General features: G+C 69.3%; 26 protein-coding genes and 1 tRNA gene. 4 read left to right on the top strand and 23 right to left on the bottom strand.

The genetic code is table 11. The annotated features are described in order from the left end of the window. Positions 1-36: 36 nt before the first annotated feature. Both ACW9PK_RS11870 and ACW9PK_RS11865 read right to left on the bottom strand, forming a co-directional pair. Positions 37-447: a hypothetical protein gene (locus ACW9PK_RS11870; RefSeq protein ID WP_085108706.1), complete on the bottom strand. Its 411-nt coding sequence runs from the start codon at positions 445-447 to the stop codon at positions 37-39. 364 nt (positions 448-811) lie between these two features. Beyond that, positions 812-1,429: a hypothetical protein gene (locus ACW9PK_RS11865; protein WP_457015974.1), complete on the bottom strand. Its 618-nt coding sequence runs from the start codon at positions 1,427-1,429 to the stop codon at positions 812-814. A 329-nt stretch (positions 1,430-1,758) separates the two neighbouring features. On the opposite strand from ACW9PK_RS11865, the gene ACW9PK_RS11860 reads away from it, so the two are divergent. Then, a complete protein-coding gene (locus ACW9PK_RS11860) occupies positions 1,759-2,094 on the top strand; it encodes a putative quinol monooxygenase (protein ID WP_206051984.1) in 336 nt (111 codons plus the stop codon). Between the two features lie 13 nt (positions 2,095-2,107). Here ACW9PK_RS11860 and ACW9PK_RS11855 read toward each other — a convergent pair whose 3' ends face one another. From ACW9PK_RS11855 to ybaK, 4 genes are all read right to left on the bottom strand, one after another. Further along, complete coding sequence (locus tag ACW9PK_RS11855) at positions 2,108-2,674, bottom strand: SDR family NAD(P)-dependent oxidoreductase (RefSeq protein WP_368835373.1); 567 nt, start codon at positions 2,672-2,674, stop codon at positions 2,108-2,110. 33 nt (positions 2,675-2,707) lie between these two features. Then, on the bottom strand, positions 2,708-3,091 hold the full coding sequence (locus tag ACW9PK_RS11850; protein ID WP_144996549.1) for an acyl-CoA dehydrogenase family protein: 384 nt from the start codon (positions 3,089-3,091) through the stop codon (positions 2,708-2,710). 2 nt (positions 3,092-3,093) lie between these two features. After that, positions 3,094-3,423: an enoyl-CoA hydratase-related protein gene (locus ACW9PK_RS11845; protein WP_260850420.1), complete on the bottom strand. Its 330-nt coding sequence runs from the start codon at positions 3,421-3,423 to the stop codon at positions 3,094-3,096. A 514-nt stretch (positions 3,424-3,937) separates the two neighbouring features. Continuing rightward, positions 3,938-4,459 (bottom strand): Cys-tRNA(Pro) deacylase, encoded by a 522-nt coding sequence (gene ybaK, locus ACW9PK_RS11840; RefSeq protein ID WP_052160699.1) that lies wholly within the window; start codon positions 4,457-4,459, stop codon positions 3,938-3,940. 331 nt (positions 4,460-4,790) lie between these two features. On the opposite strand from ybaK, the gene ACW9PK_RS11835 reads away from it, so the two are divergent. Both ACW9PK_RS11835 and ACW9PK_RS11830 read left to right on the top strand, forming a co-directional pair. Further along, a complete protein-coding gene (locus ACW9PK_RS11835; protein ID WP_085108679.1) occupies positions 4,791-5,555 on the top strand; it encodes a thioesterase II family protein in 765 nt (254 codons plus the stop codon). Then, a complete protein-coding gene (locus ACW9PK_RS11830) occupies positions 5,552-6,334 on the top strand; it encodes a 4'-phosphopantetheinyl transferase superfamily protein (RefSeq protein ID WP_368814442.1) in 783 nt (260 codons plus the stop codon). The genes ACW9PK_RS11835 and ACW9PK_RS11830 overlap by 4 nt, the downstream gene beginning before the upstream one ends. A gap of 43 nt (positions 6,335-6,377) precedes the next feature. Here ACW9PK_RS11830 and ACW9PK_RS11825 read toward each other — a convergent pair whose 3' ends face one another. The 5 genes from ACW9PK_RS11825 to ACW9PK_RS11805 all read right to left on the bottom strand — a co-directional run bounded on the left by ACW9PK_RS11825 (position 6,378) and on the right by ACW9PK_RS11805 (position 14,925). Continuing rightward, positions 6,378-7,811 (bottom strand): DUF418 domain-containing protein, encoded by a 1,434-nt coding sequence (locus tag ACW9PK_RS11825; RefSeq protein WP_082943378.1) that lies wholly within the window; start codon positions 7,809-7,811, stop codon positions 6,378-6,380. Then, positions 7,808-11,857 (bottom strand): Pls/PosA family non-ribosomal peptide synthetase, encoded by a 4,050-nt coding sequence (locus ACW9PK_RS11820; RefSeq protein ID WP_457015970.1) that lies wholly within the window; start codon positions 11,855-11,857, stop codon positions 7,808-7,810. Before ACW9PK_RS11820 ends, ACW9PK_RS11825 begins: the two co-directional genes overlap by 4 nt. Before the next feature lie 389 nt (positions 11,858-12,246). Next, the gene (locus tag ACW9PK_RS11815) at positions 12,247-13,194 is read right to left on the bottom strand and encodes a hypothetical protein (protein ID WP_457015969.1); all 948 of its coding nucleotides are present in this window, start codon (positions 13,192-13,194) and stop codon (positions 12,247-12,249) included. A gap of 127 nt (positions 13,195-13,321) precedes the next feature. Beyond that, positions 13,322-14,269 carry an arsenic resistance protein gene (locus tag ACW9PK_RS11810; protein WP_457015967.1) on the bottom strand — a complete coding sequence of 316 codons (948 nt, stop codon included), beginning with the start codon at positions 14,267-14,269 and terminating at the stop codon, positions 13,322-13,324. Continuing rightward, a complete protein-coding gene (locus ACW9PK_RS11805; protein WP_457015966.1) occupies positions 14,266-14,925 on the bottom strand; it encodes a TetR/AcrR family transcriptional regulator in 660 nt (219 codons plus the stop codon). The genes ACW9PK_RS11810 and ACW9PK_RS11805 overlap by 4 nt, the downstream gene beginning before the upstream one ends. A 692-nt stretch (positions 14,926-15,617) precedes the next feature. Between ACW9PK_RS11805 and ACW9PK_RS11800 the strand changes: the two genes are divergently transcribed. Continuing rightward, positions 15,618-16,622, top strand: coding sequence for an esterase-like activity of phytase family protein (locus ACW9PK_RS11800; RefSeq protein ID WP_260850443.1), 1,005 nt, complete (start codon positions 15,618-15,620; stop codon positions 16,620-16,622). A 100-nt stretch (positions 16,623-16,722) separates the two neighbouring features. On the opposite strand, the gene ACW9PK_RS11795 is transcribed toward ACW9PK_RS11800, so the two are convergent. The 12 genes from ACW9PK_RS11795 to rplU form a co-directional block, all read right to left on the bottom strand. After that, positions 16,723-16,956 carry a hypothetical protein gene (locus tag ACW9PK_RS11795; RefSeq protein WP_144996537.1) on the bottom strand — a complete coding sequence of 78 codons (234 nt, stop codon included), beginning with the start codon at positions 16,954-16,956 and terminating at the stop codon, positions 16,723-16,725. Positions 16,957-17,095: 139 nt separating this feature from the next. Beyond that, positions 17,096-17,236 carry a hypothetical protein gene (locus ACW9PK_RS11790; protein WP_156960893.1) on the bottom strand — a complete coding sequence of 47 codons (141 nt, stop codon included), beginning with the start codon at positions 17,234-17,236 and terminating at the stop codon, positions 17,096-17,098. A 338-nt stretch (positions 17,237-17,574) separates the two neighbouring features. Further along, positions 17,575-17,647 (bottom strand) — tRNA-Ala (locus ACW9PK_RS11785). Between the two features lie 159 nt (positions 17,648-17,806). After that, positions 17,807-18,217, bottom strand: coding sequence for a ribosome silencing factor (gene rsfS, locus ACW9PK_RS11780; protein WP_064846159.1), 411 nt, complete (start codon positions 18,215-18,217; stop codon positions 17,807-17,809). A gap of 32 nt (positions 18,218-18,249) precedes the next feature. After that, on the bottom strand, positions 18,250-19,212 hold the full coding sequence (locus ACW9PK_RS11775) for a hypothetical protein (protein WP_457015965.1): 963 nt from the start codon (positions 19,210-19,212) through the stop codon (positions 18,250-18,252). Next, positions 19,209-19,895 carry a nicotinate-nucleotide adenylyltransferase gene (gene nadD / locus ACW9PK_RS11770; RefSeq protein ID WP_082943274.1) on the bottom strand — a complete coding sequence of 229 codons (687 nt, stop codon included), beginning with the start codon at positions 19,893-19,895 and terminating at the stop codon, positions 19,209-19,211. Before nadD ends, ACW9PK_RS11775 begins: the two co-directional genes overlap by 4 nt. Positions 19,896-19,999: 104 nt before the next feature. Continuing rightward, entirely contained in the window at positions 20,000-20,257 is a 258-nt protein-coding gene (locus ACW9PK_RS11765) for a hypothetical protein (protein WP_035962170.1), read from the bottom strand. 79 nt (positions 20,258-20,336) lie between these two features. Next, positions 20,337-21,644: a glutamate-5-semialdehyde dehydrogenase gene (locus tag ACW9PK_RS11760; RefSeq protein WP_457015964.1), complete on the bottom strand. Its 1,308-nt coding sequence runs from the start codon at positions 21,642-21,644 to the stop codon at positions 20,337-20,339. Positions 21,645-21,712: 68 nt separating this feature from the next. Then, complete coding sequence (gene proB / locus ACW9PK_RS11755; RefSeq protein WP_457017218.1) at positions 21,713-22,936, bottom strand: glutamate 5-kinase; 1,224 nt, start codon at positions 22,934-22,936, stop codon at positions 21,713-21,715. Between the two features lie 49 nt (positions 22,937-22,985). Then, positions 22,986-24,587: a GTPase ObgE gene (gene obgE / locus ACW9PK_RS11750; RefSeq protein ID WP_457015963.1), complete on the bottom strand. Its 1,602-nt coding sequence runs from the start codon at positions 24,585-24,587 to the stop codon at positions 22,986-22,988. A gap of 151 nt (positions 24,588-24,738) precedes the next feature. Continuing rightward, positions 24,739-24,993, bottom strand: a complete 255-nt coding sequence (gene rpmA / locus ACW9PK_RS11745; protein ID WP_035962177.1) for a 50S ribosomal protein L27 — start codon at positions 24,991-24,993, stop codon at positions 24,739-24,741. A 46-nt stretch (positions 24,994-25,039) separates the two neighbouring features. Next, positions 25,040-25,351: a 50S ribosomal protein L21 gene (gene rplU, locus ACW9PK_RS11740; RefSeq protein ID WP_064846154.1), complete on the bottom strand. Its 312-nt coding sequence runs from the start codon at positions 25,349-25,351 to the stop codon at positions 25,040-25,042. Positions 25,352-25,463 lie beyond the last annotated feature (112 nt).

Here is a 25,463-nt window from a genome sequence, read left to right as displayed (position 1 = left end):
ACACGGAAGGACTCCGCACAGCGACCACGGGCGGTCTCATGCGGCGCTGACACGGAGCACCCGCCACTGATCGGTGAACTGGTTCCGGACCAGCTCGAAGGTGCGTGCGACAACCACCCCGGGCCGGACGACCTGCACCCGCCACCGCTCCTGATCCACCGCGCTCGTGCGGCTCTCACGCGGCACGCGGACCTCCACATCCCACCAATTCCGGCGTTCGTACCAGCGAACGACGGGCTGCAGGACGCGATGCTCCTCACCGCGGTACGTCACCACACACGGCGTCCCGGTGATGTCACACACCACCGCGAGATCATCGAGGGCGGGGTCCGTGGAGCCGCCCACCAGCCCCGTGGGACGCTCCACCGGCATGCCCGCACCGATCACCGGAACCGTGTCCCACGGGTCCTCGTACTGCCCGGTCTCCGTCATCTCCAGCACCGTCATGGTGGCTCACCCTCCCCGATTATTCGAAACTTTATTCGACTACTGAGACGGTGCCAAGATCGTCCGACACGCATAAGCGACCGACGCCACAGCGGTGTCGGTCACCGGAGAGATGCCCGCACACGGGCGTGGGTGAGATCTTTGAGAAGGCTGGGCTGACGGTGCTGGCCATGGACACGGACTTCGACTTGATTGCCGCGGTCACAGGCCAGCCGGTGGAACCCCTCACGCTGCGATGACAGAACACGCGTGAGGCGATTATCGGCCCTCCCGGTCGGTGATTCTCTGCGCCGTGACCGGGGAAATACCGCGGGCCCGCCGCCCTGGGCGACGCCCCGGACCCGCCGACCATGCCACCGGCATCTCATGCATACTGCCGCGAGCGCATCAGCAGCACCGCGAGCACGGGGCTGAGGCAGCACGCCGCCAGGAACAAGGCCGCTCCCCACGTGCTGCCGCCGGCCGCGGAGATCAGTGCCGCCGCGATCAGCGGACTGAAACCCGCCACGATCGCACCGTTGGTCTCGCGCACCAGCGCGATACCGCTGAAGCGCTCCGCCGTGGGGAACAGGCCGGCCAGGAGCGCGCCCTGGGAGCCGGAGGTGCACGCGATCACCAGTCCGTACCCCACGGCGGTCGCGACGCTCGCGAGCACCAGATCCCCCGAGGACAGCGCCCAGAACAGCGGAAACGCCCCCACGGCGCCGATGCTCACGGCCAGCAACGCGGAGCCCCTGCTCATCCCGACCTCGGGGGACGTCATGAACGACAGCGAGAACGCGGCCCGGATGAACACCGCGAGCGCGAAGAGCACCACCGACACCAGGAAGGGGACGCGCCAGGCCCACGCGAGCAGAGCGTCGTCGCCCAGGGATGCGGCCCACAGGAAGGCGACGCACGCGAGCACGATGCCGGCGGGCGGCGCGGAGAGCACGAACGAGGTGTAGAGCCCGCGGCGTTTGGGCGACGCCCCGGAGTCCATCCCCGCGAAGAACAGCGGCCGATGCTGAGCCCGGCCGCGGTGCCGTACAACGCGTAGTCGTACCACTCGATAACCGTTCCCGCGATCGCCGCGAAAAGCGCCCTGCCAGCGCCGGGGCGCGCTGCCGTGTCCGTCGTCGTCCGCTGGCGCATGATTTCACACTACGACGCCGCTCGGGCACCGTCCGGACGTTGCACACCCGGACGAAGCGCCCGGAGATGATGCCCTGGAGCAGTTCCGGGGCATGGTGTCCGTGCCCCTTTCGGGAGCGCCGGCATTGTCCGCCAGCACCCCTGTGTTCCACGACACACAGCGGTTAGATTGGCCCCATGACGACATCCGTCGGCACAGCCGACACCACCGCCCTGTTCATGCTCCACGGATGCCTCCGCTCCACCCCCGGGAACGGACACGCGCTCGCGGGCATCCTGGCCGAGAACGACGCCGCCGAGCCCATGCCCGGTTGCCGCCTCTACCTCGTGGCCACCGATCCCGAGGATCCTGATGCCGTGTGGGTCACCGAGGTCTGGGACACCGAGGAGGACCATCAGGCGTCCCTGCAGATCCCGGCCGTCCAGGAACGGATCCAGCGGGCCTTACCGATCATCGACCGTGAGGGCATGACCAGCCACCGGCTGCAAGCCGTGGCGGGCATCCCGCGCTGACCCGGCGCCACCATCACATCGTCAACCCACCACTCACCGAGATCGCCTGGCCCGTGATGTAGGCCGTCCCCGGGCAGAGCAGGAAGTGGATCGTGGCCGCGACCTCCTCGGGGGTGCCGAGCCTGCGCGCGGGGATGCCCCGCGTCATCCCGGAGAAGACCTTCCCCGTGAGGCCCTGGGCGTCCGCGAGCTCGCGGTACATCGCGGTGTCCGTGGGACCCGGGCACACGGTGTTGACCGTCATGGGTACCACGGCGTTCTCGCGCGCCACGGAGCGCACCATGCCCAGCACACCCGCCCGCGCGGCCGACGACACCGCGTCCCCGAACGAGCCCGCCTTGGCACTGTCCGACGACACCACGACCAAGCTCGCCCGCCGACCCGCGGCTCCCCCCGCACGCAGATGCGGCAGGACATGGCGAGCCACGGTGAGCACCCCGAGCCGCTCCACGGTCACGATCTCGCGGGTCCATTCCTCAGTGGTCTCGTGCAGCGGCTCGGCGATGGCCGCCCCGATGCCCTGTCCGATGCCGGTCACGATCGCCACCCGTGCGGTGGTGCCGGTGTTGTGCTCGTTCATGGGCAATCCTCCTGGTCGTGCTGTCGATCCCGGTCAGGGTGCGTACCCGCGTCCGGCCGATTCGCGGGAAATGATGAGCTCCATGACCTGGGTGAATCCCGCGCCCCCGGGGCCGATCAGGTGCTCGCGCGGGACCAGGACGTCCTCGCAGCGCATCAGGCCGCGGCCCACCGCCTTGGTGCCGTTGATGACCCAACCGTCGTCAGTGCGCCGGGCCGTCATCCTCGGGTTGCCGGCGTCCGAGCCCGCGTGCGATTCGGAGCGGGCGATGCCCACGATGCCGCGCCCGCTCGTGATGAGCGGCACGTACTTCTCCGCCGTCTTGGGCGACGCCGACGACGCCAGGATCTGTCCTACGAGCGAGCCCACCACCTGGACGTAGCCCGCGTTGAAGTCACCGCGGGCGATCTCCTCCACGATCAGTACGAACCCACCTTGGGCCCGGACTGACCGAAGCGCGCGGTGCTCGAGGCGATCGTGAGATCGCACGGCACGTGCAGCACGTGCCCGCCACCGATCGCGAGTCCGTTGACCGCCGCGATCACCGGCTTGGGGATGTCACGGATGACCTTGTGCAGGTTCCCGATCTCGACCATCCCCGACGGCGACGGACCATAGTCGCCGATCTCGGCGCGCTGCTTCACGTCCCCGCCCGTGCAGAAGGCCTTCTCGCCCGCACCGGTCAGGATGACGGATTGCACAGCCCGGTCCGCCCCGGCGAGCCGGAGTGCGGTGATGAGCTCGTACACCGTCTGCGACCGGAACGCGTTGTAGCGCTGGGGTCATCATGGTGGTCACGGCCGCGGCGCCGCGGATCTCGTACAGGATGTCCTCGAACTCGTGCTCAGCGGTCATGACGCGTCTCCTCATCTCTGGTGGATTCCGGGGCGGATTCTCGGCTGGGTCCAGGAGCGGGCTCCTGGACGGATTCTGGGACGGCCCTCCGAGCGGACTTCCGGGCCTCCCCTGAGGCCGGTCCTCGGGCGCGACGGCGCTCGCCCGCTCCACCGGGTCCTCGTCCGCCGCGGCCACAGCGGCCGGGACCCGTTCGGTGAGTTCGTCCAGCACCGCACCGGCCGCACGCAGCAGCTGGTTCCGGCGGGCCTCCTTGCGGGCGCGACGGGCCGCTCCCTCCGGGGCGAGGGCCGAGGTGTCGGTAAGTGAATCAGTATTCATCACGAATAAATCTGGATCCACTTCATGGCGCGTCAAGGGTCGGAAAATGAAACCGTGCCCGGTCACCGAGCGATCGCGGCGACCACCTCAGCGGGCGATCGCCGCAAACACCGCCCCGGTGAGCTCGGCCAGATCCCGCGGGGCCAGGCCCACGTCCTGCCCGCGTCGGCCACCGGAGACGTACATCCGGTCCAACCGCCGAGCGCCGTCGTCGATCACCGTGGGCAAGCGGGTGCGCTGACCCAGAGGGCTCACTCCGCCGAGCACGTAGCCAGTCAGTCGCTGGACCTCCCCGGGATCCGCCAACCGGGCCTTCTTGGCACCCAGCGCGACGGCCACCGCTTTCAGGTCCGCACTCTGCGCCACAGGCACCACGCACACCCCGAAGCCATCGTGATCCGTCTGCACCACCAGGGTCTTGAACACGCACTGCGGCGGCAGCCCCAGCGCCTCGGCCGCTTCGCGCCCGTAGGCCGTGACGCGGGGATCGTGCTCGTAACCCATGGCCTCGAATTGCACGCCAGCGCGCTCGAGGGCGAGTGTGGCGGGCGTGGCCGATGCTCGTTGTGTCTTCTTCCCCACGGGTTCCTCCCATGCCGCGTCCGTCATGCACCCGGGTCACTTCCCGGATTGCGGGGGAGCACACCCAGCCGGGTTCGGTACTGTGGGACCACGTCCACACCACGGAAGGGCCGGCGCCCCCTACCTCGAGTCTAGGTCCTCCCGCAGCGCGGACGAGAAGTCCCCCCACCGCAGCCTCTCCCCCGGACGCCTCGCAGTAAGACGCCCACTCGCAGCACCCCGGACCCGCATCGGAGCACCCGCCGCAACGCCCCACAGGGCCGCCCGGTGAAACAGTCCGGCACTGTACCGAGCGAGCGTCGCCCACGCGCGGCACCGGCGGCAGTCGGCACACCCAGGATTCAGGAGGTCCGGGAAGTTGGCTACGATCCCACCCCCCGCCACGGCCCTCGCCCAGTGGTTCTCCGGCCCGTTCACCCCGCAACGGCGCCTCGTCGTCTTCCCCCACGCCGGCGCTGGGGCACTGTCCGGCCGCGATCTGCAGGCCGCGGACACCGAGGTGCTCACCCACCGCCGTCCAGGCCGGGAATCACGTATGGCCGAACCCGCTGTCGTGGACGTCCCGGAGCTCGTCGCGGAAGCGCTTGCGGCGCTGCTGCCGATCCTCGACGCGGACGAGCGGCCCACGGTCGCGCTCGGTCACTCCTTCGGTGCGCTGCTCGCCGCCGAGTTCACCGCGGCCCTGGACCGCGAGCGCCCGGGTCGGCTCGAGCGCACGGTGCTCTCCGCCAAGGCCGCGCCCCCGGATCGCGATCCGCACCTCGCGTCGATCCTCGAGGACGACGCCGCTCTGGCCGCTTGGTTGCTCGAGCTCGGGGGCACCCCCGAGGAGCTGCTCACGGACCCTGGTCTGCGTGAGCTCGTCCTGGCCCCGTTGCGCGCGGATCTTCGGGCGTCGTTGAGCTACGACGCCGCCCCGCCGGACCTCGCCACGCCCCTGCTGCTCGTCCACGCACAGGAGGACCGCACGGCGTCGGCGGAGTCCATGGCGGGGTGGACGAGCACCGGGGGCACTGCCACGCTCACGATCCCCGGGGGCCATCACGGGCTGTTCGATCACGCACGCGAGCTGCACGACGCGTTGCGGTCCGCTGTCGACGGCACGACGGGTGGCGCCCGATGAGCGCGCACGCGGTCGCGCACCGCCAGCCCGTGTGGGCAGCACAACGACGCCGCGTGCCCGGTGCGCCGGCGGATCTCACGCTGCACGTCCTGCACCTCGAGGACGTCTCGTCCTGGGCGTTCTCCGCCGTGGACTGCCTCACGGAGGACGAACTGTCCCGGGCGTGTGCGCTGCAGGACTCCCACACCCGTGAACTGTTCGTGGTCTCACGCGTCGCTCTGCGCCACGTTCTGGCCCACCGACTCGGGTGCGCCGCCCACGAGGTCCCGATCAGCCACGACCCACGCACCGGGGCACCCCACGAGGTGCACGGTCGCGCGGCGGCGGTGACCGGGTCCCGCGGTGACGCCGGTCCCGAGCTCGCGGCGTCCTCCGCGCTGGGTCACGTTCGCCCCGTCCGGTTCTCGGTCTCGCGCACGGCCGGGGTCATCGCTCTCGTCACGGCCCAGCGTGCCGTGGGCGTGGACGTGGAGCGTCTGCAGTCCGAGGTGGAGGCGAACGTGCTGCTCGACGTCCTGCACCCCGCGGACCGCGCCCGGCTTTCCCGCGTGCGCGGGCGGCGTCGTGCCGTGGCCGTGACGCGCACATGGGTGCGGGTGGAAGCGCTGGTGAAGGGCTGGCAGACGGGACTGTCCCGCGACCCCGCAAGCATCCACGTGGGATCGGCCGCACGCGCGGACTACGGCCGCGGGTGGAGCGTGAGCGACGTGCGCACCACGGCGCGGGAGAACGCGCGCCTGGCCGTGGCATGGCGAACGGACCCCGCCCCGCAGGGCTGAGGTCCGTTCATTCGTCATCCGCCCCGCGGGGCAGCGGCATCACTCAGTGGCGACGCCGCGGGGTCTCCGCACGACGCCGCGGGAGCGCCTTCTTGGGCCGGATCACCGCGGCCGCCGCGCCCTTGGACGCCCGGGTCACGAACCGCTCGAGCGGACCCGCCCCCACGGCGTGCTGCCACGCCACCGCGAACAGGGCGGCCACCACGATCTGGACGATGTACCAGAACCACGGGGTGCCGTCCGTCCACACGAACGCCATGAAGATCAGGTGCGACACGTAGAGCGTCAGCGTCATGGAGCCCATGGCACCCAGCCACGTGAGCCACTTGCCGATCACGCGGCACAGTAGCAGGAACGCGCCCAGTGCGATCATAGCCATGCCCGCGCTCTCGAACAGGGCGAGCGGGGTGTTGGTGTGCGGGCCCGTGAGCAGCAACCACAGGTTCGTGGTGTCCGGCAGCTGGGGGTCCGGGCCGTAGTACTGGATGTTCCACACGTCCTCGGACGTCATCCACGGGGTCGCATTGATCAACGCGTCCTCGAGGTCGAACCGCAGCAGCATGAGCATGGAGATACCGCGGGACAGGGCCGCGACCACGGCGCCCACGATCACGAGCAGCACCTGCACCCGGTCGCGGGACAGGGGCAACCGGCCCAGTGCCAGGCCCAGGCAGATGAACGTCATCCAGGGCAGCGCCGGGTAGGTGCCCGTGAGGAACAGCTCCGCGAACACGGATCCCGGGTCCGAGAAGATCTCCAAGAAGCTGGGGTTGCCGTACACGTGGGCGGGCAGCACCGACAGCGACCACTGCATCACGAACGGCATGACCACCGCGAAGAACGCGGCCGAGGCCAGCAGCCACCGCACACTCATGAGCGTGAACGGGATGGCCAGCAGGAACATCAGACCGTAGTAGATCAGGATGTTGTATACGGGCAATTCGAGCAGGTTCACCGTGAGACCGATCGCGAACAGCAGCAGGGCACGCACCAGGATGGAGAACCGCGCCCGGGAGCCGTCACGACCGTGGCGCGGGGTGCGCCCCCCGGTCATGAACGCGAGGCTCACACCGGCGAGCGTGGCGAACAGCGCGGCCGAGTGCCCGGCGAACAGGGTCCATTCGAGGGACGGTTCCCCCGCGGCGTTCGTCGCGGAGAGCACGTGCACCGCGATCATCCCGATGAGCGCGAATCCACGCGCCACGTCCACGCCCATGATGCGGCGCTTGGTGCGGCGGCCGTCCGCGCTCGTCACGTTGCGGGTGGCCGCACCCTGACGCGGTGCGGACGTGGAACGCGGCGGTGCGGTGACCACCGGGGTCGCGGCGGTCCACAGACCGCTCTCCGCCGCGGTGCGGCCCTCGTCCCCGCGGTCGCCCAACCACACCTCTCGCGGTGGACGGCGCCCCGGTTGCGGGCGCTGCCCCACGGGCAGGTCACCCTCCAGGACGACTTCTTGCGTGCTCTGCTGCGTCATTCGGTGACTCCCTCGTGCTTACCGGAGGTCTTCCCCGCGGGGACGACGTCCGTGCGGACCGTGGCCATCGCGGACGATCCCGCGCTCAACTGCGGCGCCGGTGCAGCTCCGAGCAACGGTGCGGTGGACACGTGGTCCGACTCGATCGCGGGCACGACCTCGGCGCTGATCGCCTGGTCCCCCGGTGCGAGGTGACGGATGGGGTTACCGCCCCAGTTGCCGTCCGGGGGCACCGTCTCTTGCCGCATGACCAGGGACCCGGGGCCCACGGTGGTGCGCTCCTCGATCGTCGCACCCGGCAGCACGAAGCTGTTGGGGCCCAGCGTGGATCCCCGCCGCATGGTCACGGGCTCCATCCGCATGACCCGGTCGTGGAACAAGTGGGTCTGCAGGACCGTGCCGCGGTTGACGGACACGTTGTCCTCGAGGCGCACGAGGTCGAACTCGGGCAGCCACCACGACTCGCACCACACGCCGCGACCGATGTGCGCACCCATCAGGCGCGCCCACAGGTTGAACATGGGCGAACCCACGCTCAGGCGGATCATGGACGGGACCGCGAGGGACTCGGCGAACACGTCCGTGAGTTCGTTGCGCCACACGAATGAGCTGAACAGCGGCCGTTCGCTCGGTCGGAAGCGGCCCACGAGGGCCCACTTGACGAGCACCGGCACCAGGCAGGCCACGGTACTGGCGACCGTGAGCACCACACCGGACCACGCGAACGCGGCCACCACACCCGTGACGCCCATCCCGTGGGACATGTAGATCTCGGTGAGGACGTACACGATGATGAGGTCCAACCAGGCCGAGACCATGGCGGGCACGAAGCGGAAGAACTCCACGAACGCACGCGCCGCCTTGAGCCGCCGTTGCGGGCGGAACGTGGACTCGGCGTCGGCCTCGGTCTTGGCGCGGGCGATCGGCTCGGCTGTGCGACCCAGCCAGGACGAACCGGCGGGTGCGTGGTGCGGGGCGGAGCTGAGCACGGCCACGAGGGCGTCCGCGGGCAGGTCCCGGTCCGGTCCCACGATCCCGGAGTTGCCCACGAAGGTGCGCTCACCGATCACGGAGGTACCCACGTGCAGCCATCCAAACCCGGCGCGGTGGGACGTGACCAGGGCGTGGTCGGCCAGGAAGGACCCGTCCTTGAGCGTGGTCAGGTGCGGGATGGTCTCCGCGGTGGAGATCTCCACGTTGCGCCCCACCTTGGCCCCAAGCAGGCGCATGAACCACGGAGTGATGCAGGACGCGTACACGGGGTAGGTGGAGATCAGGGTGCGCTGCATGAGCGTCTCGGTGAGCCACATGGCCCACCCCACGGGACCGTTCTGGGGGAAGTACCCCGGCACGATCATCCCGGCCACGAGGCGCACGAGCGCGACCACGAGCAACAACCACACCACCGCGGTCACGATGGTGAACACGGGGACCCACACCGCCACGATCGGGAAGACGAGCTCGTACTGCTGGATGGTGATCACCTGGGACAGCACGATCAGCGCCCCGGGGATCAGGGCGAGGAAGGGCAACAACCCCACGAGCACGGCGCCCGCGGAGAACGCGAGGTGCGACGTCGCCGAACCCCAGGTCTTCATGCCGCCCGTGGCCTCCGGGGAATCCTCCGGCCACGTGAGGCCGGCCGAGCCATGGTGGCGCAGAGGGGAACCGCCCCACAGCTCGCCGTCCGGGACGTTGCGGCTGACGTGCGAGCCGGGCAGCACCTCAGCGCCGTGGCCCACGCGCATCCCGGGATCCACGAGGGTGCGGGTGCCCACGCGGGCGTTGTCACCGATCTCGATGGCGCCCACGTGGAAGACGTCCCCGTCCAGCCAGTAGCCGGACAGATCCGATTCGAACTCCAGGGTGGAGTGCTCCCCCACACTCACGAGACCCGTGACGGGCGGGGTGTTGTAGAGGTGTGCGCCCTTACCGATCTTGTTGCCGAACAACCGGTGCAGGCCGCGGGCCATGGGGGTGCCGGTGAGGACGTCGTACTTGTTGTAGACCACGATGCGCTCGGCGGCCCACACGCGCAGATGGTTCCAGCTCCCCCGCGGATAATGCCCGGGTTTCAACCCAGCGGTCAGCGCGCGTACCGCGGCAGCGCCGATGAACACGCGCCCCGGCAGGGAGAACATCACGAGCCACCCCAGGACGAGCGGCCACAACGGCGGCGTGGGGACCCAACCGGCGTCCGCGACCACGGCCAGCAGCCACACCACGATGAGCGCGCCCACCACGTAGCGGAACCCGTTCAGGAAGTTCAGGGCCAGGATGAACAGCCCCTGCAGCCAGCCGGTGCTCGCGGGGGTGGGCTCGGGGTCCCGCTTGACGTCGTGGGACTCCCCCAGCGTGGCCAGGTAACCGGCCATGCCCTCGAGGGTGGGATGGGCGTAGATCTTGGCGATCTCGGTGTCCGGGTGGGTCTTGCGCAACGCGGAGACCAACCGGGCGAGCGCCACGGAGCTGCCACCCATTGCGAAGAAATCGCTGTCCGGGCCGAACGGCAGCGGTCCGAGTTGGTCCGCCCACAGTTCCGCGAGCCACGCGAGGTCCCCGGTCAGGGACTCGGAGCCGTCGTCGTTGGACGTGGGCAGCGGCCAGGGAAGGGCCTTGCGGTCCACCTTGCCGGAGGTTTTCATGGGCAGTTCGTCCATGATGCACAGCGCGGGGACCATCTGCCCCGGGAGTCGTTCCACGAGCCAACGCCGCGCCTCGGAGAGATCCACGGAGCCCTCGAACTCGGGGACCAGGTAACCCGCGATCACGCTGCCACCGCCCGGGGTGGAGTGCACGGCGCACGCGCCGAGCTTCACGCCGGGCACGGCGCTCATCTGCGTGTCGATCTCACCGAGTTCGATGCGCCGCCCCGAGACCTTGACCTGGTCGTCGGCACGGCCCGCGAAGACGATGCCCTCGGGGTCCGCGCGCACGACGTCGCCCGAGCGGTACGCGCGGTCCCAGCCCAGGGATTCCAGCGGCGCGTACTTCTCGGCGTCCTTGGCGGGGTCCAGGTAGCGGCCCAGACCCACGCCGCCGATGATCAGCTCGCCGGTCTCACCCCAGCCCACGGGCTGGCCGTCGGCGTCCACGACGGCGAGTTCCCACCCGGGCACGGCCAGACCGATGCGCACTGGGGCCTCCCCGTTGAGCAGGGCGCCCGTGGCGATGACGGTGGCCTCGGTGGGTCCGTAGGTGTTCCACACCTCACGGCCCGGGCGCACCAGGTGCTTGGTCAGTTCCAGGGGGCAGGCCTCGCCGCCGAAGATCAGCAGGCGCACCCGGTCCAGTGCGGCATTGGGCCACAGGGATGCGAGTGTGGGCACGGTGGAGACCGCGGTGATCTCCTTGTCCACGATCCACTGGCCCAGGTCCGGGCCGGAGCGCACGATCTTGCGCGGTGCGGGCACCAGGGTGGCACCGTGGCGCCACGCGAGCCACATCTCCTCGCAGGACGCGTCGAAAGCCACGGACAATCCCGCCATCACGCGGTCACCGGGGCCGAGCGGGCGGCGCTGCAGGTACATGAGGGCCTCGGCGTCCACGAGTGCCGCGGCGGAGCGGTGGGAGATCGCCACGCCCTTGGGCTTACCGGTGGACCCGGAGGTGAAGATGATCCAGGCGTCGTCGCGGGTACGCGGGGTGGCGGTCTGCTCACCCGTGGTCACGGCCGGGTTGCGGGTCAGTTCGAGCCCCTGACCGAACACGGCGGCCACGCCGGCTTCCTCCCACACGGTGCGCGCGCGTTCATCGGGGTCGTCCCAGTCCACGGGCACGTAAGCCGCGCCGGCGAACAGGGTGGCCAGGATGGCAACGTACAGGTCCACGCCACCGGAGGGCACACGCACGCCCACACGGTCCCCGCGTCCGATGCCCATGTCCCACAACCGCTGGACGTGGGTCTCGATCCGGTCCTCGAGTTCCCCGTAGGGAACGCTCTCGTTCTCATCTTCCAAGGCGATGGCGTCCGGGTACTGCGCGACCGTCTCGAGGACGATGTCGACGAGGGTGCGCGGTGCCGGTGGTTCCTCCACCGGGTACACGGCCCTGTCCGGCGCGAGCGCTCGGACTCCGTTCCTAAGATCTTGGCTGTCCACTGCTAGTACTCTCCCCCTTGCTAAGGACCGGTGATGCAGGGAGATGCGGACGTCGTCCTCGGTCGAGGCGCGGTGCTGCAAACGTATGGATCATGCCGATGGGTCCCCCGACCGATACGGCAGCGTGACATCCGGAAGATGCGCAATGGTGTCCAGCGAAAATATCCCCCTGCTGGCCCAGATTACGTCGCCAGAATACGACAAGCATGAACTTGGATGCAATCTACGGTGTCGGTCCCGGCATCACCCAGGTGGGGATGTCATGCTGAAGAATTACTCAACGTGACCCACCCCACGGGCTTCCACCCGTGTGCCCGTGAATCGTGTTCCGTAGATCACGTGGAGGGCGTGGGTTCGTCCGCCGCGAGCAGTTCGTCCAGGATCTCGGCGTCCGGCATGTTGAAGTGGTCGCGGTGCGGCATCAGTTCCAGGCGGGTGCGCGTGAAGCCGCGCTTCTCGTAGAAGCGCTGACCCTCCGTGGCCGCCGTGACGGCGTCGAAATCAGACGCGGGGTCTGAGCCGTCGTCCAGCAGACCCGTGAACCACCACATACGCACCTCGGCCTTCTCCTGGCGGGTCGGGACCTTCGACAGCCCGTCCGGCGCGCCACCACCGCCCACCATGGCCGCACCGCCGGTCACGAGGTCCCGGGCACCGCTGAGCACCCCGTAGCTGAGCATCTCCGCGCCACCCGAGTACCCGAACCACGACACCCGGTCCCGTTGCACCGGGAGGTCCGCGAGCAGCCGGTTCTCGGTCAACGCGCGTAACCAGCGCATGTTGGCGCCCATCCCCTGCCACCACGTGCACTCGCCCTGGCAGTCGGGTGTGAGTGGCACGGCCAACAGGTCGTTGTGGGAGGCCGCGATCGCGGACAGGCACGTGGTGCGCCCACCCGGTTCGAAGTACTCCGCCCCGCCGTCCCCGTGCAGGTCGATCACGAGCCCCACGGGCTTGGAGACGTCCACCCCGCCGTCGATCACGTGGTAGGAACTCGTGGTCCCGCGGTACGTGTAGGTCTGCTCCAGGTGGCCGAGCGCCCCGGCCTGGGTCTGGTCCTGGGTGGTCGGCTGCGTGGCCAGGGTCACCGTGTGGGGGAAGGCTCGGGAGTCGTCCGCGCGCAGCCCGTACTGGGTGCAGTCGGTCCTGGGCGGATCCGCGGACTTGAACGGGTTCACACTGACGAGGACCACGGCCGCCACCAGCACCAGCAGCAGGACCAGCACCAGAACGACACGCCACGAGGCATGTCTCGCGCCCGTCCTCGTGGGACTGGTAGGCATGGCCGGAATCGTACCCCCGCGGGCTGGGAGTTCTCGGTCTTCCACCCCGCGACACCCCTGTGGCGTGAGACGACGTCGCTCGGCCGGGTCCGCGCGACGCCCCGGCGCCGCGGCGTCGTCGTCCGCTTCAGCGCACCAGACGGGGCATGAGGCCGACGAGTGCGAGCATGACGAGCAGCTCCACGAGGGTCTGCGTGAGTACGGCGAGCGGCGCGAGGACCGTGCCGTCCGGCGCCGCGAGGGCGAGCGGCAGCACCACCAGGGAGTTGCGCGTGACCCCGCTGAAGAGCACCGCGCGGCGCTCGCGGACGCGCAGGCCGGCAAGGCGACCGGCCGCCCAGCCGAGCGCCGTCATGAGCGCTGCGAAGCTCACGTAGACGGGTACGAGCGGCAGCAGCGCTTGCGCGCGTGAACCCACGAGGGCGATCTGGGACGCGACCACGGTCGCGAGGGTGAGCATCATGAGCGGGACCATGGCACCGCCGGCGAGCCGGCCCCACCGCCGGGCCACCGGGGACCGCGCTGCGGCCAACTGGGTCACTGCCGCAGCCACCAGAGGGATGACGATCACCACCGCGAGGGCCTGGGCGAATGTCCCCCAGTGCACGGCCACGGCGACGTCGGGCGCCAGGAACGACCACAAATACAGGGGCAGGGTCAGCATCTGCAGGACGAGCAGCACGGGGGACGCCGCGAGCAACCGGTCGTTCGCGGCGCCCGCGAGGCCCGAGAACACGATCACGTAGTCGATGCACGGGGTGAGCAGGACCAGTAGCACCCCGATCAGCATCGGGCCCTCGATGGAGAATGCGCGGACGAGCGCGAACACAATGACCGGGACGACCGCGAAGTTGACGATCACCAGGCACGCCATGAAGCGCAGGTCGCGCAGACCTTCGCCCACGCGGCGCAGCGGGATACCCAGGAACGTCACGTACAGCAGGGCCGCGAGCACCGGGGTCACCGCGGGGGCGGCGAGGCCGCCGAGGCCCGGGGCCCACCAGCCGGCGAGCGCGCCCACCGCGAGCGCTGCGAGGTAGAGGGGTATCTGGAACCGCTCCATGAACCGGGTCATCGGGGCCCCTGCCGCGCGCCACCATGTCCGGCGCCGTCGGTGTCGTCCCGTGTCAGCGCGGTTCCGGTCAGGGCCGTGAGTCCCGGCCGGAAGACGGCGTCGGTGTCCACGGGGTGCTCGGTGTACAGGCGGGCATAGCGCGGCGCGATCTCCGCATCGACCGGGGCGGCGCGCTCGAAAGGGGCCATCGGCTGTGTCAGAGCGCTGCCGAGCGTGAAGTTGGCGAGTGTGTACGCAGCACTGAGGGGATCGGGCGCACCGAGCTCGTCCAGGAGAGCGATCATCCGCTCCGACAAGCGGAGGTAGTGGGGTCCCCTGGGAGCACGCATCCCGATTACCAGGCACGCCCACCCGTGGCGCGTGAGGTGCGCGTAATAGGCGAGCATCAGGTCCGTGAGCTCGCAGGTGTCCACCGCGTGTCGCATGGCGGGGTCGGCGCCGAGCGCGTGGTCGAGCCCGAGGTCGAACAGGTCGTCCACGGACGACACGCGCGAGTACAGGCTCGCCGGCGCCACGTTCAACCGACCGGCCACGGCGCGGACCGTCAGGGCCCGGAGCCCGCCCGCATCCAGCAGAGCGGCGGCGGTTCGGCCGATCTCGTCCGCGTCCACGGCGCGGGTGCGGTGCACCGGTTTGCGATGGTCCCAGTAACTCACGGGGTCAGCGTAAACGAACACTGTTCACCCGGCACGCGAACTAAGTAGTTTAAGGACATGCCTGACGATTCTGGGCTGTCCCTGCCCCTCGTCACCGAACGGCTCCGGCTACGCGCCCATACCCCCGGCGACGCCCCGTGACATGCCCGGGTCCATCTCAGGCCTGCCCCTGCCCGGTTTCTGGCCAGCCCGGACGGGTTCGATCGACGTTCGCTGTCGACGGCCGTGCCACGCGGCGCCCGGCCGTCCCGGACATACCGGGGCCCGACGTCGCGCAGAGACGTTCACCGGTCGGTCACCTCGCGGTTTCCGGACGCTCGTAGGGTCTGCGGCACACCCACCGCCGACCCGCGCGGGTCAGACCGAGGAGTACCGCCATGCACCGATCACTCGTCTCTGCGGCCGCGATCACCGTGGGGTTCGGCCTATTCACCGTGGGACCGGCCGCGGCCGCGGCGCCGGCGGTGAACACCGGCTCCGCCGTCCAGGTCCCCATGGGAGGGCATGACCGCTCTCCCGCACCGGGCACCCACCCGCACGAGGGTAAAGCCAACACGCAGGGACACCGTGTACGCGAGCACCGGGGAGATCAGGGGGCCCATCACGATCGGCACCGTCGCCACGGGAAAAAGCACCGCCCGGGGCGAGGGCATCACAAGGGGCACGCCTTCGAGGTGAGCTACGTGGACAGCATGGTCTTGCCGGACGAGTTGCGCAGCGTGAACGGCGTGCCTTTCGGCGGGATCTCCGGGGTGGACTATCGCTCCGAGGACGGTTCCTATCTGGCCCTCAGCGACGACCGTTCCCAGAAAGCACCCGCCAGGTTCTACACCCTGGACCTACCCTTCGACGATGATGGCTTCGATGCACCGGGGTACTCCGTCACGGACACCACGGTGCTCCAGCACGCAGATGGCTCCCCGTACCCGGAGAACTCCGTGGATCCGGAGTCCATCCGATGGGACCGCACCTCGCACACGGCTCTCTGGACGGACGAGGGAGACGTGACCAAGGGACTCGCCCCGGCCATTCGGGAGATGACCGACACAGGGGCGTTCGTTCGCGCGTTCGACGTGCCTCGGCAGTACCTCCCAGCGTTGGACCAGAGCGGCAATCAGATCCGGGGCGTTCGCAACAACCTCGCGCTGGAGAATCTGACCCTGGGGCCGTGCGGCACCACGTTCTCCGTGATGAACGAGGCAACCCTGGTCCAGGACGGCCCGGTCGCCTCACCCGAGACCGGGAGCCCGCTGCGCCTGGCCCAGCTCGACCGGCGGACCGGTCACAACCTGGCCCAGTACGTCTACAAGACCGAGCCGGTGTCCGTCCCGCGGGGTTCGAGTGGCGGCGACCGCGGCGCTTCCGAGATGCTGCAATTGAGCAAGACCGATTATCTGGTGATCGAGCGTCAGTACGTCGAGGGTGAGAACCAGATCCAGGTCTACCGGGCCAGCACCAAGGGCGCCACCGATGTGTCCCGTTCGGGGGCCCTCACGGGTACGGAAATCCCGATGAAGAAGGAACTGGTCATCGACCTGGTCGTATCGGGGATGTCCCCCGGAAACGTGGAGGCCGTGAGTTTCGGCCCGGATTTCGCGGACGGTGACGCATCCCTCGTGCTCGCGGCGGACGACAACTTCAACCTGGCCACCCAGGACACGGTGTTCCACCTGCTCCGGGTGAACACCCACAAATAGATGGGGAGGGTGGGTGGGGTCCACGGTGGACCCCACCCACCCTCGCTCCCATCACGCCGCGGCCCGTGAAACAGGCCGATGCGCCACGAGGCGCGTTCGTTCAGTCGTGCCCGGAGCGAAGTGCGGCGTGCAGGGCCGCGAAACCCGCTTTGATCTCGGAGCGGTGCGGCTCCACGACCCCGCGGGCCCACTCCTTGGTGACCCCGCGGGCCCACTCCTTGGTGGTGTCCTCCACGTCATTGCCCCTGGCCGGCATGTCCGGCTCGTCGAGGAACGGCAGGGCGACCTCGGTCAGGTCAATGAGGTCCACGTCGGCGTCGTCACCGGTTGCCAACCCGGCGACCTGGTCCGCGATCTGACGGCGTGGGCGTGGTTCGGTCAGTCGCGCACGGAGGCGGTGGCGACCACGGGCATCCCCGTCCTACCGGCCACCTTGGCCAGGACGGTCGCATTACGGCGCAGGTCCGGGACGCTCAGACCCCGACGACCTGGAACAGGCCGCCCTGGTGGTCCACCAGCAGTAGAGCGACGTCCTCGGGATCGATCATCGGGAGGAAACCGTGGAAGGTGGGAAGGGCGGGGAAATCCGTCGACAGGGTGTTCTCGTGTCGCATTCCGGGGACCCGACGATGGGCCACCCCCAGAGTAGAGAGGGGCATATCTTCTTGCCCATGATGTGACGACCGCCCGGACACAATTTCCCCCGTGTCGAGCGTGAGAAAGGCCACGGAGTGCATCTGTGGTGCGATACGCACGCCCGGGACCCGGATCCATGTCTTTTCGGCACATATGTGTACCCGGCGTGTGGGGCGCGCACGCCACGGACGCGGAGGCCCCTCCTGGACCCTCGACCGACAATCACACCCGGCACGACAAACCCACCCGGACAGCGAAAAACCCGGATCCTCTTTCGAGGATCCGGGTTTCTCCGCCCATCCGACGGGCCATTCGGTGGAGCTAAGGGGACTCGAACCCCTGACCCCCTGCATGCCATGCAGGTGCGCTACCAGCTGCGCCATAGCCCCGTACGACTCCGAAACCTTACCACGCTTCGGCCTGCCACGTTCACCCGGGATTCACTCCCGAACAACTTCGTGGGACCGCCACGTTTCCAGTTCCCCGGAACGACTCGACCATCCTAGACAGTTTGCGCGAACTCGCGCAAATTGCCCGGCGGCGCGAGCTCAGACCGCGCGGGGAGCGGCGTCGTCGTCGATGTCCGCGGAGCCAGCCGATGGCAACTGGACGTCGATCGCCGGGCAGTCGCCCCACAGCCGTTCGAGGGCGTAGAAGGCACGGTCCTCGTCGTGGAGCACGTGGATCACGGCGTCCCCGTAGTCCAGGAGCACCCAGCGGCCCTCCCCCTTGCCCTCACGGCGCAGGGGCCGACGGTCGTGCTGCTCGATGAGCGCTTCCTCCACGGCGTCCACCACGGCGGAGACCAGACGTTCGTTGGACGCGGAGGTCACCATGAAGACGTCCGTGATGGCGAGGCTCTCGCTGACGTCGAACGCGACGACGTTCTCGGCCTTCTTCTGGTCCGCGGCGCGCGCGGCGCTGCGCACGAGGTCGATGGATTCGGTGGTTGCAGTCACTGAAGTGTGCTGTCCTTTCACATGGGTCGGTTTCACAGAACGAAGATCACGAAGGCCACCACGAGCGCCACGATCACGGCCACGAGTAGCGCGAGCACCACTCGGGTCGTGGACGTCCCGCGGGAATACGCCCCGGGTTCCAGCAGGGTCAGTCCCTCGGCGTCCACCGCGCGCACCGGTTCGGCGGGAGGAGCCACGGTCTCGGACCGCGTTTTGGGGGGCGACGACGCCGCTCCCGCCGCGGCCTCGTGCGTCCCCTCGGGTGTGCGGTCCCGGTGCGGGGCCTGGATCACGGGGATCCGGGAGGTCTCGGTGACCGGTCCGTAGCGCACGGGTGAGGCCGGGAGGGACGCGGGGTCCGCGAGACTCTTCCCCAGGCTCACCCCCGTCGCCTGGGCCATCAGGGCCGGCGGGAAGGTGATGGTGAAGTACTCCGGCTCCGGCTCGTCGTGCACGGGTTGCGGCGGGGTGACCGGCGCCTGGCCGATCCCGGGTGCGGCGGGAGCGTGACCCGACGACACGGTGTCCCCTGGCACGGAGCCCTCGGATGCCGGACGAGCCAGTGCCTCCCCGGCGGGGCTACTCGCTGCGGGTGTGTTCCCCGCGGCCGAGGATCCTGCGGGTCCGTTCCCCAAAGCGGTGGGCTCTTCAGCGGTGGCCCGCTCGGCAGCCTGCCGGTCCTGTTCATTGGCCGCCGCGGCGCGCATCGCGAGATCCGCGAGACGACGCTGGGTGGCGAGCAGGGCGTCGTCGACCTCTCCCCCGCCCGTGCGCTCCGATTCCTGGATCTGCCGGGCGTGCTCGACCATCTCACGCTGCAGCCGCGCGAGTCGCCGGGGCCCCAAGGGCTTGACGGTACCCGTGTGCTGGGGGGTGTCCAACTCGATCACGGGAGCCGGCGGGGCCACCCACTCCTGCTGTCCCGTGGCCGGGTGGACGGCCCACGGGCATTCCTGGGGGTTCGCGGCTCGGTTCTTCTCGGGGGGTGTGCTCACGCGGTGCTCCTGTGACCCGGGGCGGGGACCCCGGGCGAATCCGTGGGGGCGGATGAGGGGGTGCCGGCATCCTGTGCCACAGGGGTGCCGGAGGCGGTCTCCGGGTCCACATCGGGATCGGTGGAACCGCGGTAGAGGCCGTACTTGTTGATGTACTGCACGACCCCGTCCGGGACCAGATACCACACGGGTTTGCCCGCCGCCACGCGGGCGCGGCAGTCCGTGGAGGAGATGGTCATGGCGGGGACGTTGAGCAGCGACACGCTCTCCGAGCCCACGGGCGCGGAGAGCACGTGGCCCGGGCGGGTCACACCCACGAACGTGGCCAAGGACCACAGCTCATCGGTGCCCTTCCACGTGAGGATCTCCGCCATGGCATCCGCGCCGGTGATGAAGAACAGCTCGGCGTGGGGACGCAGGGTGCGCAGGTCCCGCAGGGTGTCGATCGTGTACGTGGGTCCGGAACGGTCGATGTCCACGCGGGACACCGTGAACCGCGGATTGGACGCCGTGGCCACCACGGTCATGAGGTAGCGGTGTTCGGCGTCGGAGACGTCCTGCCCGGCCTTCTGCCACGGTTCACCCGTGGGGACGAAGACGACCTCGTCCAGGTCGAAGACCGCGGCGACCTCCGACGCCGCCACGAGGTGCCCGTGGTGGATGGGATCGAAGGTCCCGCCCATGACTCCCAGCCGGATCACACCCGGCCTGCGCGGGGGGATGTCCAGTTCCGTCTCGGCCGCGGTCACTGACGCGCTGAGGGGATTCACTCGTGCCGATCTGTCGGTCAGTGGCGCGGGGTGGCGTGCACCCGGTCGAGCATGGCCTGCTCTTCCGCGGGCAGCTGCGCGGGGTCCTCGTACTCACCGACGGCCGGGGCCTTGCCGCGGGGCGCGAAGGACATGGAGATGAAGAGCATGATCAGGAACAGGATGAACGCGACGATGCCGAAGACCGGCGCCATGGCGTGCAGCTCTTCGTTGATGGAGTGCCCCTCCTCGGCCGCCAGGACGGTGACGTTGGACAACAGGTACAGCGAGCTCATGCGGTTCCCTTCTGTGGCCGGCGGCGCCGGTCGGTGAATGCGACGAACGTCCCGGGTGACGTCCGTTCCATGGTACGTCTCACGGACGCACGTGGCCGTCACCCTGGACGACCCACTTGGTGGTGGTCAGCTCCTCCAGCCCCATGGGACCGCGCGCGTGCATCTTCTGCGTGGAGATCCCGATCTCCGCACCCAGCCCCAACTGGCCGCCGTCCGTGAAGCGGGTGGACGCGTTGACCATGACCGCCGCGGAGTCGATCTCCGCGGTGAAACGTTCCGCGTTAGCCAGGTCGTTGGTCACGATCGCCTCGGTGTGGCCCGTGGAGTACGTGCGGATGTGCTCGATCGCCTCGTCGATGCCGTCCACGACCTTCACGGCCATGTCCATGTCCAGGTACTCGGTGGCCCAGTCCTCGTCCGTGGCCTGCAGGTGGTCAGATCCCGGGGGCAGCAGTGCTGCGGCGCGGTCGTCCACGTGCAGGGTCACACCGGCCTTGTCGAGTGCGGCGAGCACCTCGCGGGATGTCTCCGGCGCCCCGCTGTGCAGCAGCAGGGTCTCGGCGGAGTTGCACGTGGAGGTGCGGTGCGTCTTGGAGTTCACCGTGAGCTTGGCGGCCATCTGCGCGGGCGCGGACTCGTCGATGAACACGTGCACGTTGCCCTCGCCCGTCTCGATGACCGGGACGGTCGCGTTGGTCACCACGGACTGGATGAGTCCACGGCCGCCGCGCGGGATGAGCACGTCCACCTTCCCGCGCGCACCCATGAGGGCGTTGGCGCCGTCGCGACCGTAGTCGTCCACGGTCTGCACGCAGTCCACGGGCAGCTTGGCGTCCGCGAGAGCGTCCCGAAGGATGCCCACGAGCGCCCGGTTGGAGTCGAAGGCCGCCGAACCACCGCGCAGCAGCACCGCGTTACCGGACTTCACGGCGATCCCGGCGATGTCCACGGTCACGTTCGGGCGGGCCTCGTAGATCACGCCCACCACTCCCATGGGCACGCGCACCTGGCGCATGCGCAGCCCGTTCGCGAGCGTCTGCCCGCGCACCACGGAGCCCACGGGATCGGGCAGGGCCGCGAGTTCCCGCAGCGCGTCCGCAAGGCCCGTGATGCGGGTACGGTCCAGCTTGAGCCGGTCCAGCAGCGCGGTGGAGATCCCTGACTCGCGCCCGCGTTCCAGGTCCCGCGAATTGGCCTCGAGAACGGTGTCGGCGCGGGCCTCGATCCGATCGGCCATGATGTTCAGCGCGCGGTCCTTCCACGCGCGCGGGGCGCGGGCGAGCGTGCGGGCGGCCACCCGGGCGTCGTCGGCCATCAGGCCGACCCCGGCCACGGGATCGTCCCCGAAGGTCTCCTGCGCGGTCAGTACGGACGTGTTCTCGGCCACTGTTCCTCCTGCGGATCGTGGTGCGGGCGCACGGCGCCCACGGTTCAGGTTGGGGGTTGGACGTGCGGTCAGACGGTTCGTTTCAGTTTGGTCCTCGCCGAACGGGGCCGCATGGTCACGAGGTTGTCCACGTGCACGAGCTCGCGGGCGTAGTCCTCACCAAACTCCTCCCCCAGTTCGTGCGTGCGTTTGCCGAGCATCCCGGGGACCTCGTTCGAGGCGTAGTTGATCAGCCCGTGGGCCACTTCCTTTCCGTGGGAATCCACCATGGCCACGGGATCGCCCGCAGTGAACTTCCCGGACACCTCGGTGACACCGGCCGCGAGCAGCGAGCGACGACCGCGGATGGCCTCCACCGCGCCGTCGTCCAGGGTCAGGGTGCCCTTGATGTCCGCGAGGTGCGCGAGCCACAGCAACCGCACGTTGCGCCGCCCGCCGGTCGTGGCGAACCACGTGCCCACGTCGTCGCCGGCCAGCGCACTCTCGATGTTCGCGGCGGAGGTCACGAGCGCCGGGATGCCAGACGACGCCGCGATGCGCGCCGCCTGCACCTTGGTCACCATCCCGCCCGAGCCCACGCCCGCGCGGCCGATCGTGCCGATCTCCACGCCTTCGAGATCCGTGATGGGATCCTCGACGGTGGGGATGCGCTCCCCGCCGTCCTTGGGGGGCCGGGTGTAGAGCGCGTCCACGTCCGAGAGCAGCAACAGCGCGTCCGCCTTGATCAGGTGCGCCACGAGCGCAGCGATGCGGTCGTTGTCGCCGAACTTGATCTCGTGGGTGGCCACGGCGTCGTTCTCGTTGACGATCGGCAGGATCCCCAGGTCCAGCAACCGTTCGATCTGGCGATGCGCGTTCTTGTACTGCGAGTGGCGCATGAGGTCCTCGGCCGTGAGCAGCACCTGACCCACCGTGACGTCGTAGCGCGTGAAGTAGTCGGTGTAGCGCGAGATCAACAGACCCTGTCCCACGGAGGCCGCGGCCTGTTTGGTGGCGAGGTCCTTGGGCCGGCGGGACAGTCCGAGCGGCTGCAGCCCCGCGGTGATCGCACCCGAGGAGACGAACACGACCTCCACGCCCTGCGCCTTGACCCGGCCGAGCGCGTCCACGATGCTGCGCAGCGCGTTCTCGTCGATCGAGTTCTCGATCGAGGTCAGGGACGAGGACCCCACCTTGACCACCACGCGCCGGGCCATGGGCAGGTCCGCACGGCGGGTGATGGGAGAGCGGCGGTTCTTCCCCCGGCTCTCGGTGCTCAGCTGGATCGCGGACTTGGCCGCTTGCTGCTCCATGGCCGGGACGTCGATCGTCTCGGTGGGGGTCTTCTCCACGTGGGGCGTGTCACTCACTGTCGTGCGTCTCCTTTGGCTCGGAAGTACGGCGTCGATCTCGCGCATCGCCCACCGACTCGGTCCAGATCCCGGCGCGGCGCTGCTCCTCGAGCTCCGCGCGGGCCTCGGCCTTGGCGTCCATGCGGTCGTAAAACTGTTCCCGCTTCTCGCGGCGCGTGGGCCGGGACGTGTCCTCGAGGCGCAGGTCGGAACCGCGCGGGCCGCCGAGCAGTTCGGCGCCGCCCACCATGGTGGGCTCCCAGTCGAAGACCACACCGTTGTCCTCGGGGCCGATCAGCACCGCGTTGCCCGGGCGGGCGCCGATGCGGAACAGTTCGTCCTCGATCCCGAGTTTCGCGAAGCGGTCCGCGAGGTATCCCACGGCCTCGTCGTTGTTGAAATCGGTCTGCTGCACCCACCGTTCGGGCTTCACGCCGCGCACGTGGTACAGCGGCTCCCCCGCCCGGTCCTCGCGGGTGATCTCGAACTCCTTGCGGTCCTTCCCTCGACGACGCCGCACGGGTTCCGGGCGCAGCACGGTCTCCGCGCGGCGCTGCTCCTCCCGCTGTTCCTCCTGCTCGCGGGCACGGGAGACGAGCTCGGCCATCGCGAAGCCCAGTTCCCGCAGTCCGGCGTGCGAGGCCGTGGAGATCTCGAAGACCGGGTAACCGCGTTCCTCGAGTTCGGGGCGGATGAACTCGGCCAGTTCCCGCGCCTCGGGCACGTCTACCTTGTTCAGGGCCACGAGTCGGGGGCGCTCGGTCAGCGGGATCGTGGTGGGGTCGTCGTCGCGGATGGCCTCGGCGTAGTGGGACAGTTCCTGTTCGAGGGCGTCCAGGTCGCTCAGCGGATCCCGTCCGGGTTCGAGCGTGGCGCAGTCGATCACGTGCACGAGTGCGGCGCAGCGCTCCACGTGCCGCAGGAACTCGAGTCCCAGCCCCTTGCCCTCCGAGGCACCCGGGATCAACCCCGGCACGTCCGCCACGGTGAAGCGGGTGTCACCCGCCTGGACCACACCCAGGTTGGGCACCAGGGTGGTGAACGGGTAGTCCGCGATCTTGGGGCGCGCGGCACTCATGGCCGCGATCAGGCTCGACTTGCCCGCGGAAGGGAAGCCCACCAGGGCGATGTCCGCGATGGACTTCAGTTCGAGCTCGACCTGGTGTTCCTCACCGGGCACACCGAGCAGAGCGAAGCCCGGGGCCTTGCGCTTAGGCGAGGACAGTGCGGCATTGCCCAGTCCGCCCTGGCCGCCACCGGCCAGCACGAACTCACTGCCCTCACCGAGCAGGTCCGCGAGCACGTTGCCCTGCCGGTCCTTGACCACGGTGCCGTCCGGGACGGACAGCACGAGGTCCTGGCCCTTGAAACCGTGGCGCATGTCCCCCTTGCCGGGCTCACCGTTGGGGGCCTTCTGGTGGGGTGCGTGGTGGAAACCCAACAGCGTGGTGGACTGACCGTCCACACGCAGGATCACCGAACCACCGTCGCCGCCGTTGCCGCCGTCCGGGCCGCCCAGGGGCTTGAACTTCTCGCGCTTGACGGACACGCAGCCGTGGCCGCCGTTACCGCCCGTGGCGTGCACGATCACTCGATCTACAAAACTAGCCACGCGGCTCCTCGGTGGTAGGGGTCACCTGCTGCGAGCGGGTCGACCGGGGTTTTCTGAAAAGACTAGAGGGTGAGCGCGTGAAGCGCCCACCCTCTAGTGGTCGCCGCCACGGGGTCGTGGCGGCGGGTGGACCCAGGGGTCCGAACGAGAATTACTCGGCGGTCTGAATGTTGACCACGCGGCGACCGCGGCGGGTGCCGAATTCGACGGCGCCAGCGGCCAGGGCGAACAAGGTGTCGTCCTTGCCGCGGCCCACGTTCACGCCCGGGTGGAAGTGCGTGCCGCGCTGGCGGACGATGATCTCGCCGGCGTTAACGGACTGGCCGCCGAAGCGCTTCACACCCAAGTACTGAGCGTTGGAGTCACGGCCGTTGCGAGTGGAGCTCGCACCCTTCTTGTGTGCCATGGTGTGTGCCTACCTTCGTTGAAAACGTATGTGGGGAGCCGGATACTCAGGCGTCGATGCCGGTGACCTTGACGGTGGTCAGTTCGGCGCGGAAGCCCTGACGCTTCTTGTAACCGGTCTTGTTCTTGTACTTCATGATCGAGATCTTGGGACCGCGCAGGTCCTCGACGATCTCGGCGGTGACCTTGACGTTCGCCAGGGTCTTGGAGTCGGAGGTGACCTTGTCCCCATCGACCAGCAGCAGCGCAGGAAGCTCTACGGTGCTGCCTGCCTCGCCGGCGACGCGGTCAAGGGTCACGAGGTCTCCGATGGAAACCTTCTCCTGGCGGCCGCCTGCGCGGACAATCGCGTACACCACTTGGGAACTCACTTCTCTCGACATCTATGGACTACGTGTGTGGGTCGGGCGTACTCCTGGAGGACTGCGAATGTCGAGACATCACGCCGCGGTGATCCATGACCGACCGCAT

It is taken from the genome of Kocuria sp. MNB10 (assembly GCF_054073685.1).
The sequence above is the reverse complement of the archived record's forward strand: the minus strand, read 5'-3'. Positions and strand labels throughout refer to the sequence as shown.

What these genes read in the sequence shown, in the direction of transcription:
- ACW9PK_RS11870 (WP_085108706.1), bottom strand. Translation starts at nt 447, where the DNA reads ATGACGGTGCTGGAGATGACGGAGACCGGGCAGTACGAGGACCCGTGG.
- ACW9PK_RS11865 (WP_457015974.1), bottom strand. Translation starts at nt 1,429, where the DNA reads ATGGACTCCGGGGCGTCGCCCAAACGCCGCGGGCTCTACACCTCGTTC.
- ACW9PK_RS11860 (WP_206051984.1), top strand. Translation starts at nt 1,759, where the DNA reads ATGACGACATCCGTCGGCACAGCCGACACCACCGCCCTGTTCATGCTC.
- ACW9PK_RS11855 (WP_368835373.1), bottom strand. Translation starts at nt 2,674, where the DNA reads ATGAACGAGCACAACACCGGCACCACCGCACGGGTGGCGATCGTGACC.
- ybaK (WP_052160699.1), bottom strand. Translation starts at nt 4,459, where the DNA reads ATGACGGACGCGGCATGGGAGGAACCCGTGGGGAAGAAGACACAACGA.
- ACW9PK_RS11830 (WP_368814442.1), top strand. Translation starts at nt 5,552, where the DNA reads ATGAGCGCGCACGCGGTCGCGCACCGCCAGCCCGTGTGGGCAGCACAA.
- ACW9PK_RS11825 (WP_082943378.1), bottom strand. Translation starts at nt 7,811, where the DNA reads ATGACGCAGCAGAGCACGCAAGAAGTCGTCCTGGAGGGTGACCTGCCC.
- ACW9PK_RS11815 (WP_457015969.1), bottom strand. Translation starts at nt 13,194, where the DNA reads ATGCCTACCAGTCCCACGAGGACGGGCGCGAGACATGCCTCGTGGCGT.
- ACW9PK_RS11810 (WP_457015967.1), bottom strand. Translation starts at nt 14,269, where the DNA reads ATGACCCGGTTCATGGAGCGGTTCCAGATACCCCTCTACCTCGCAGCG.
- ACW9PK_RS11800 (WP_260850443.1), top strand. Translation starts at nt 15,618, where the DNA reads ATGGTCTTGCCGGACGAGTTGCGCAGCGTGAACGGCGTGCCTTTCGGC.
- ACW9PK_RS11790 (WP_156960893.1), bottom strand. Translation starts at nt 17,236, where the DNA reads ATGCGACACGAGAACACCCTGTCGACGGATTTCCCCGCCCTTCCCACC.
- nadD (WP_082943274.1), bottom strand. Translation starts at nt 19,895, where the DNA reads ATGGGCGGGACCTTCGATCCCATCCACCACGGGCACCTCGTGGCGGCG.
- ACW9PK_RS11765 (WP_035962170.1), bottom strand. Translation starts at nt 20,257, where the DNA reads ATGAGCTCGCTGTACCTGTTGTCCAACGTCACCGTCCTGGCGGCCGAG.
- proB (WP_457017218.1), bottom strand. Translation starts at nt 22,936, where the DNA reads ATGGAGCAGCAAGCGGCCAAGTCCGCGATCCAGCTGAGCACCGAGAGC.
- rpmA (WP_035962177.1), bottom strand. Translation starts at nt 24,993, where the DNA reads ATGGCACACAAGAAGGGTGCGAGCTCCACTCGCAACGGCCGTGACTCC.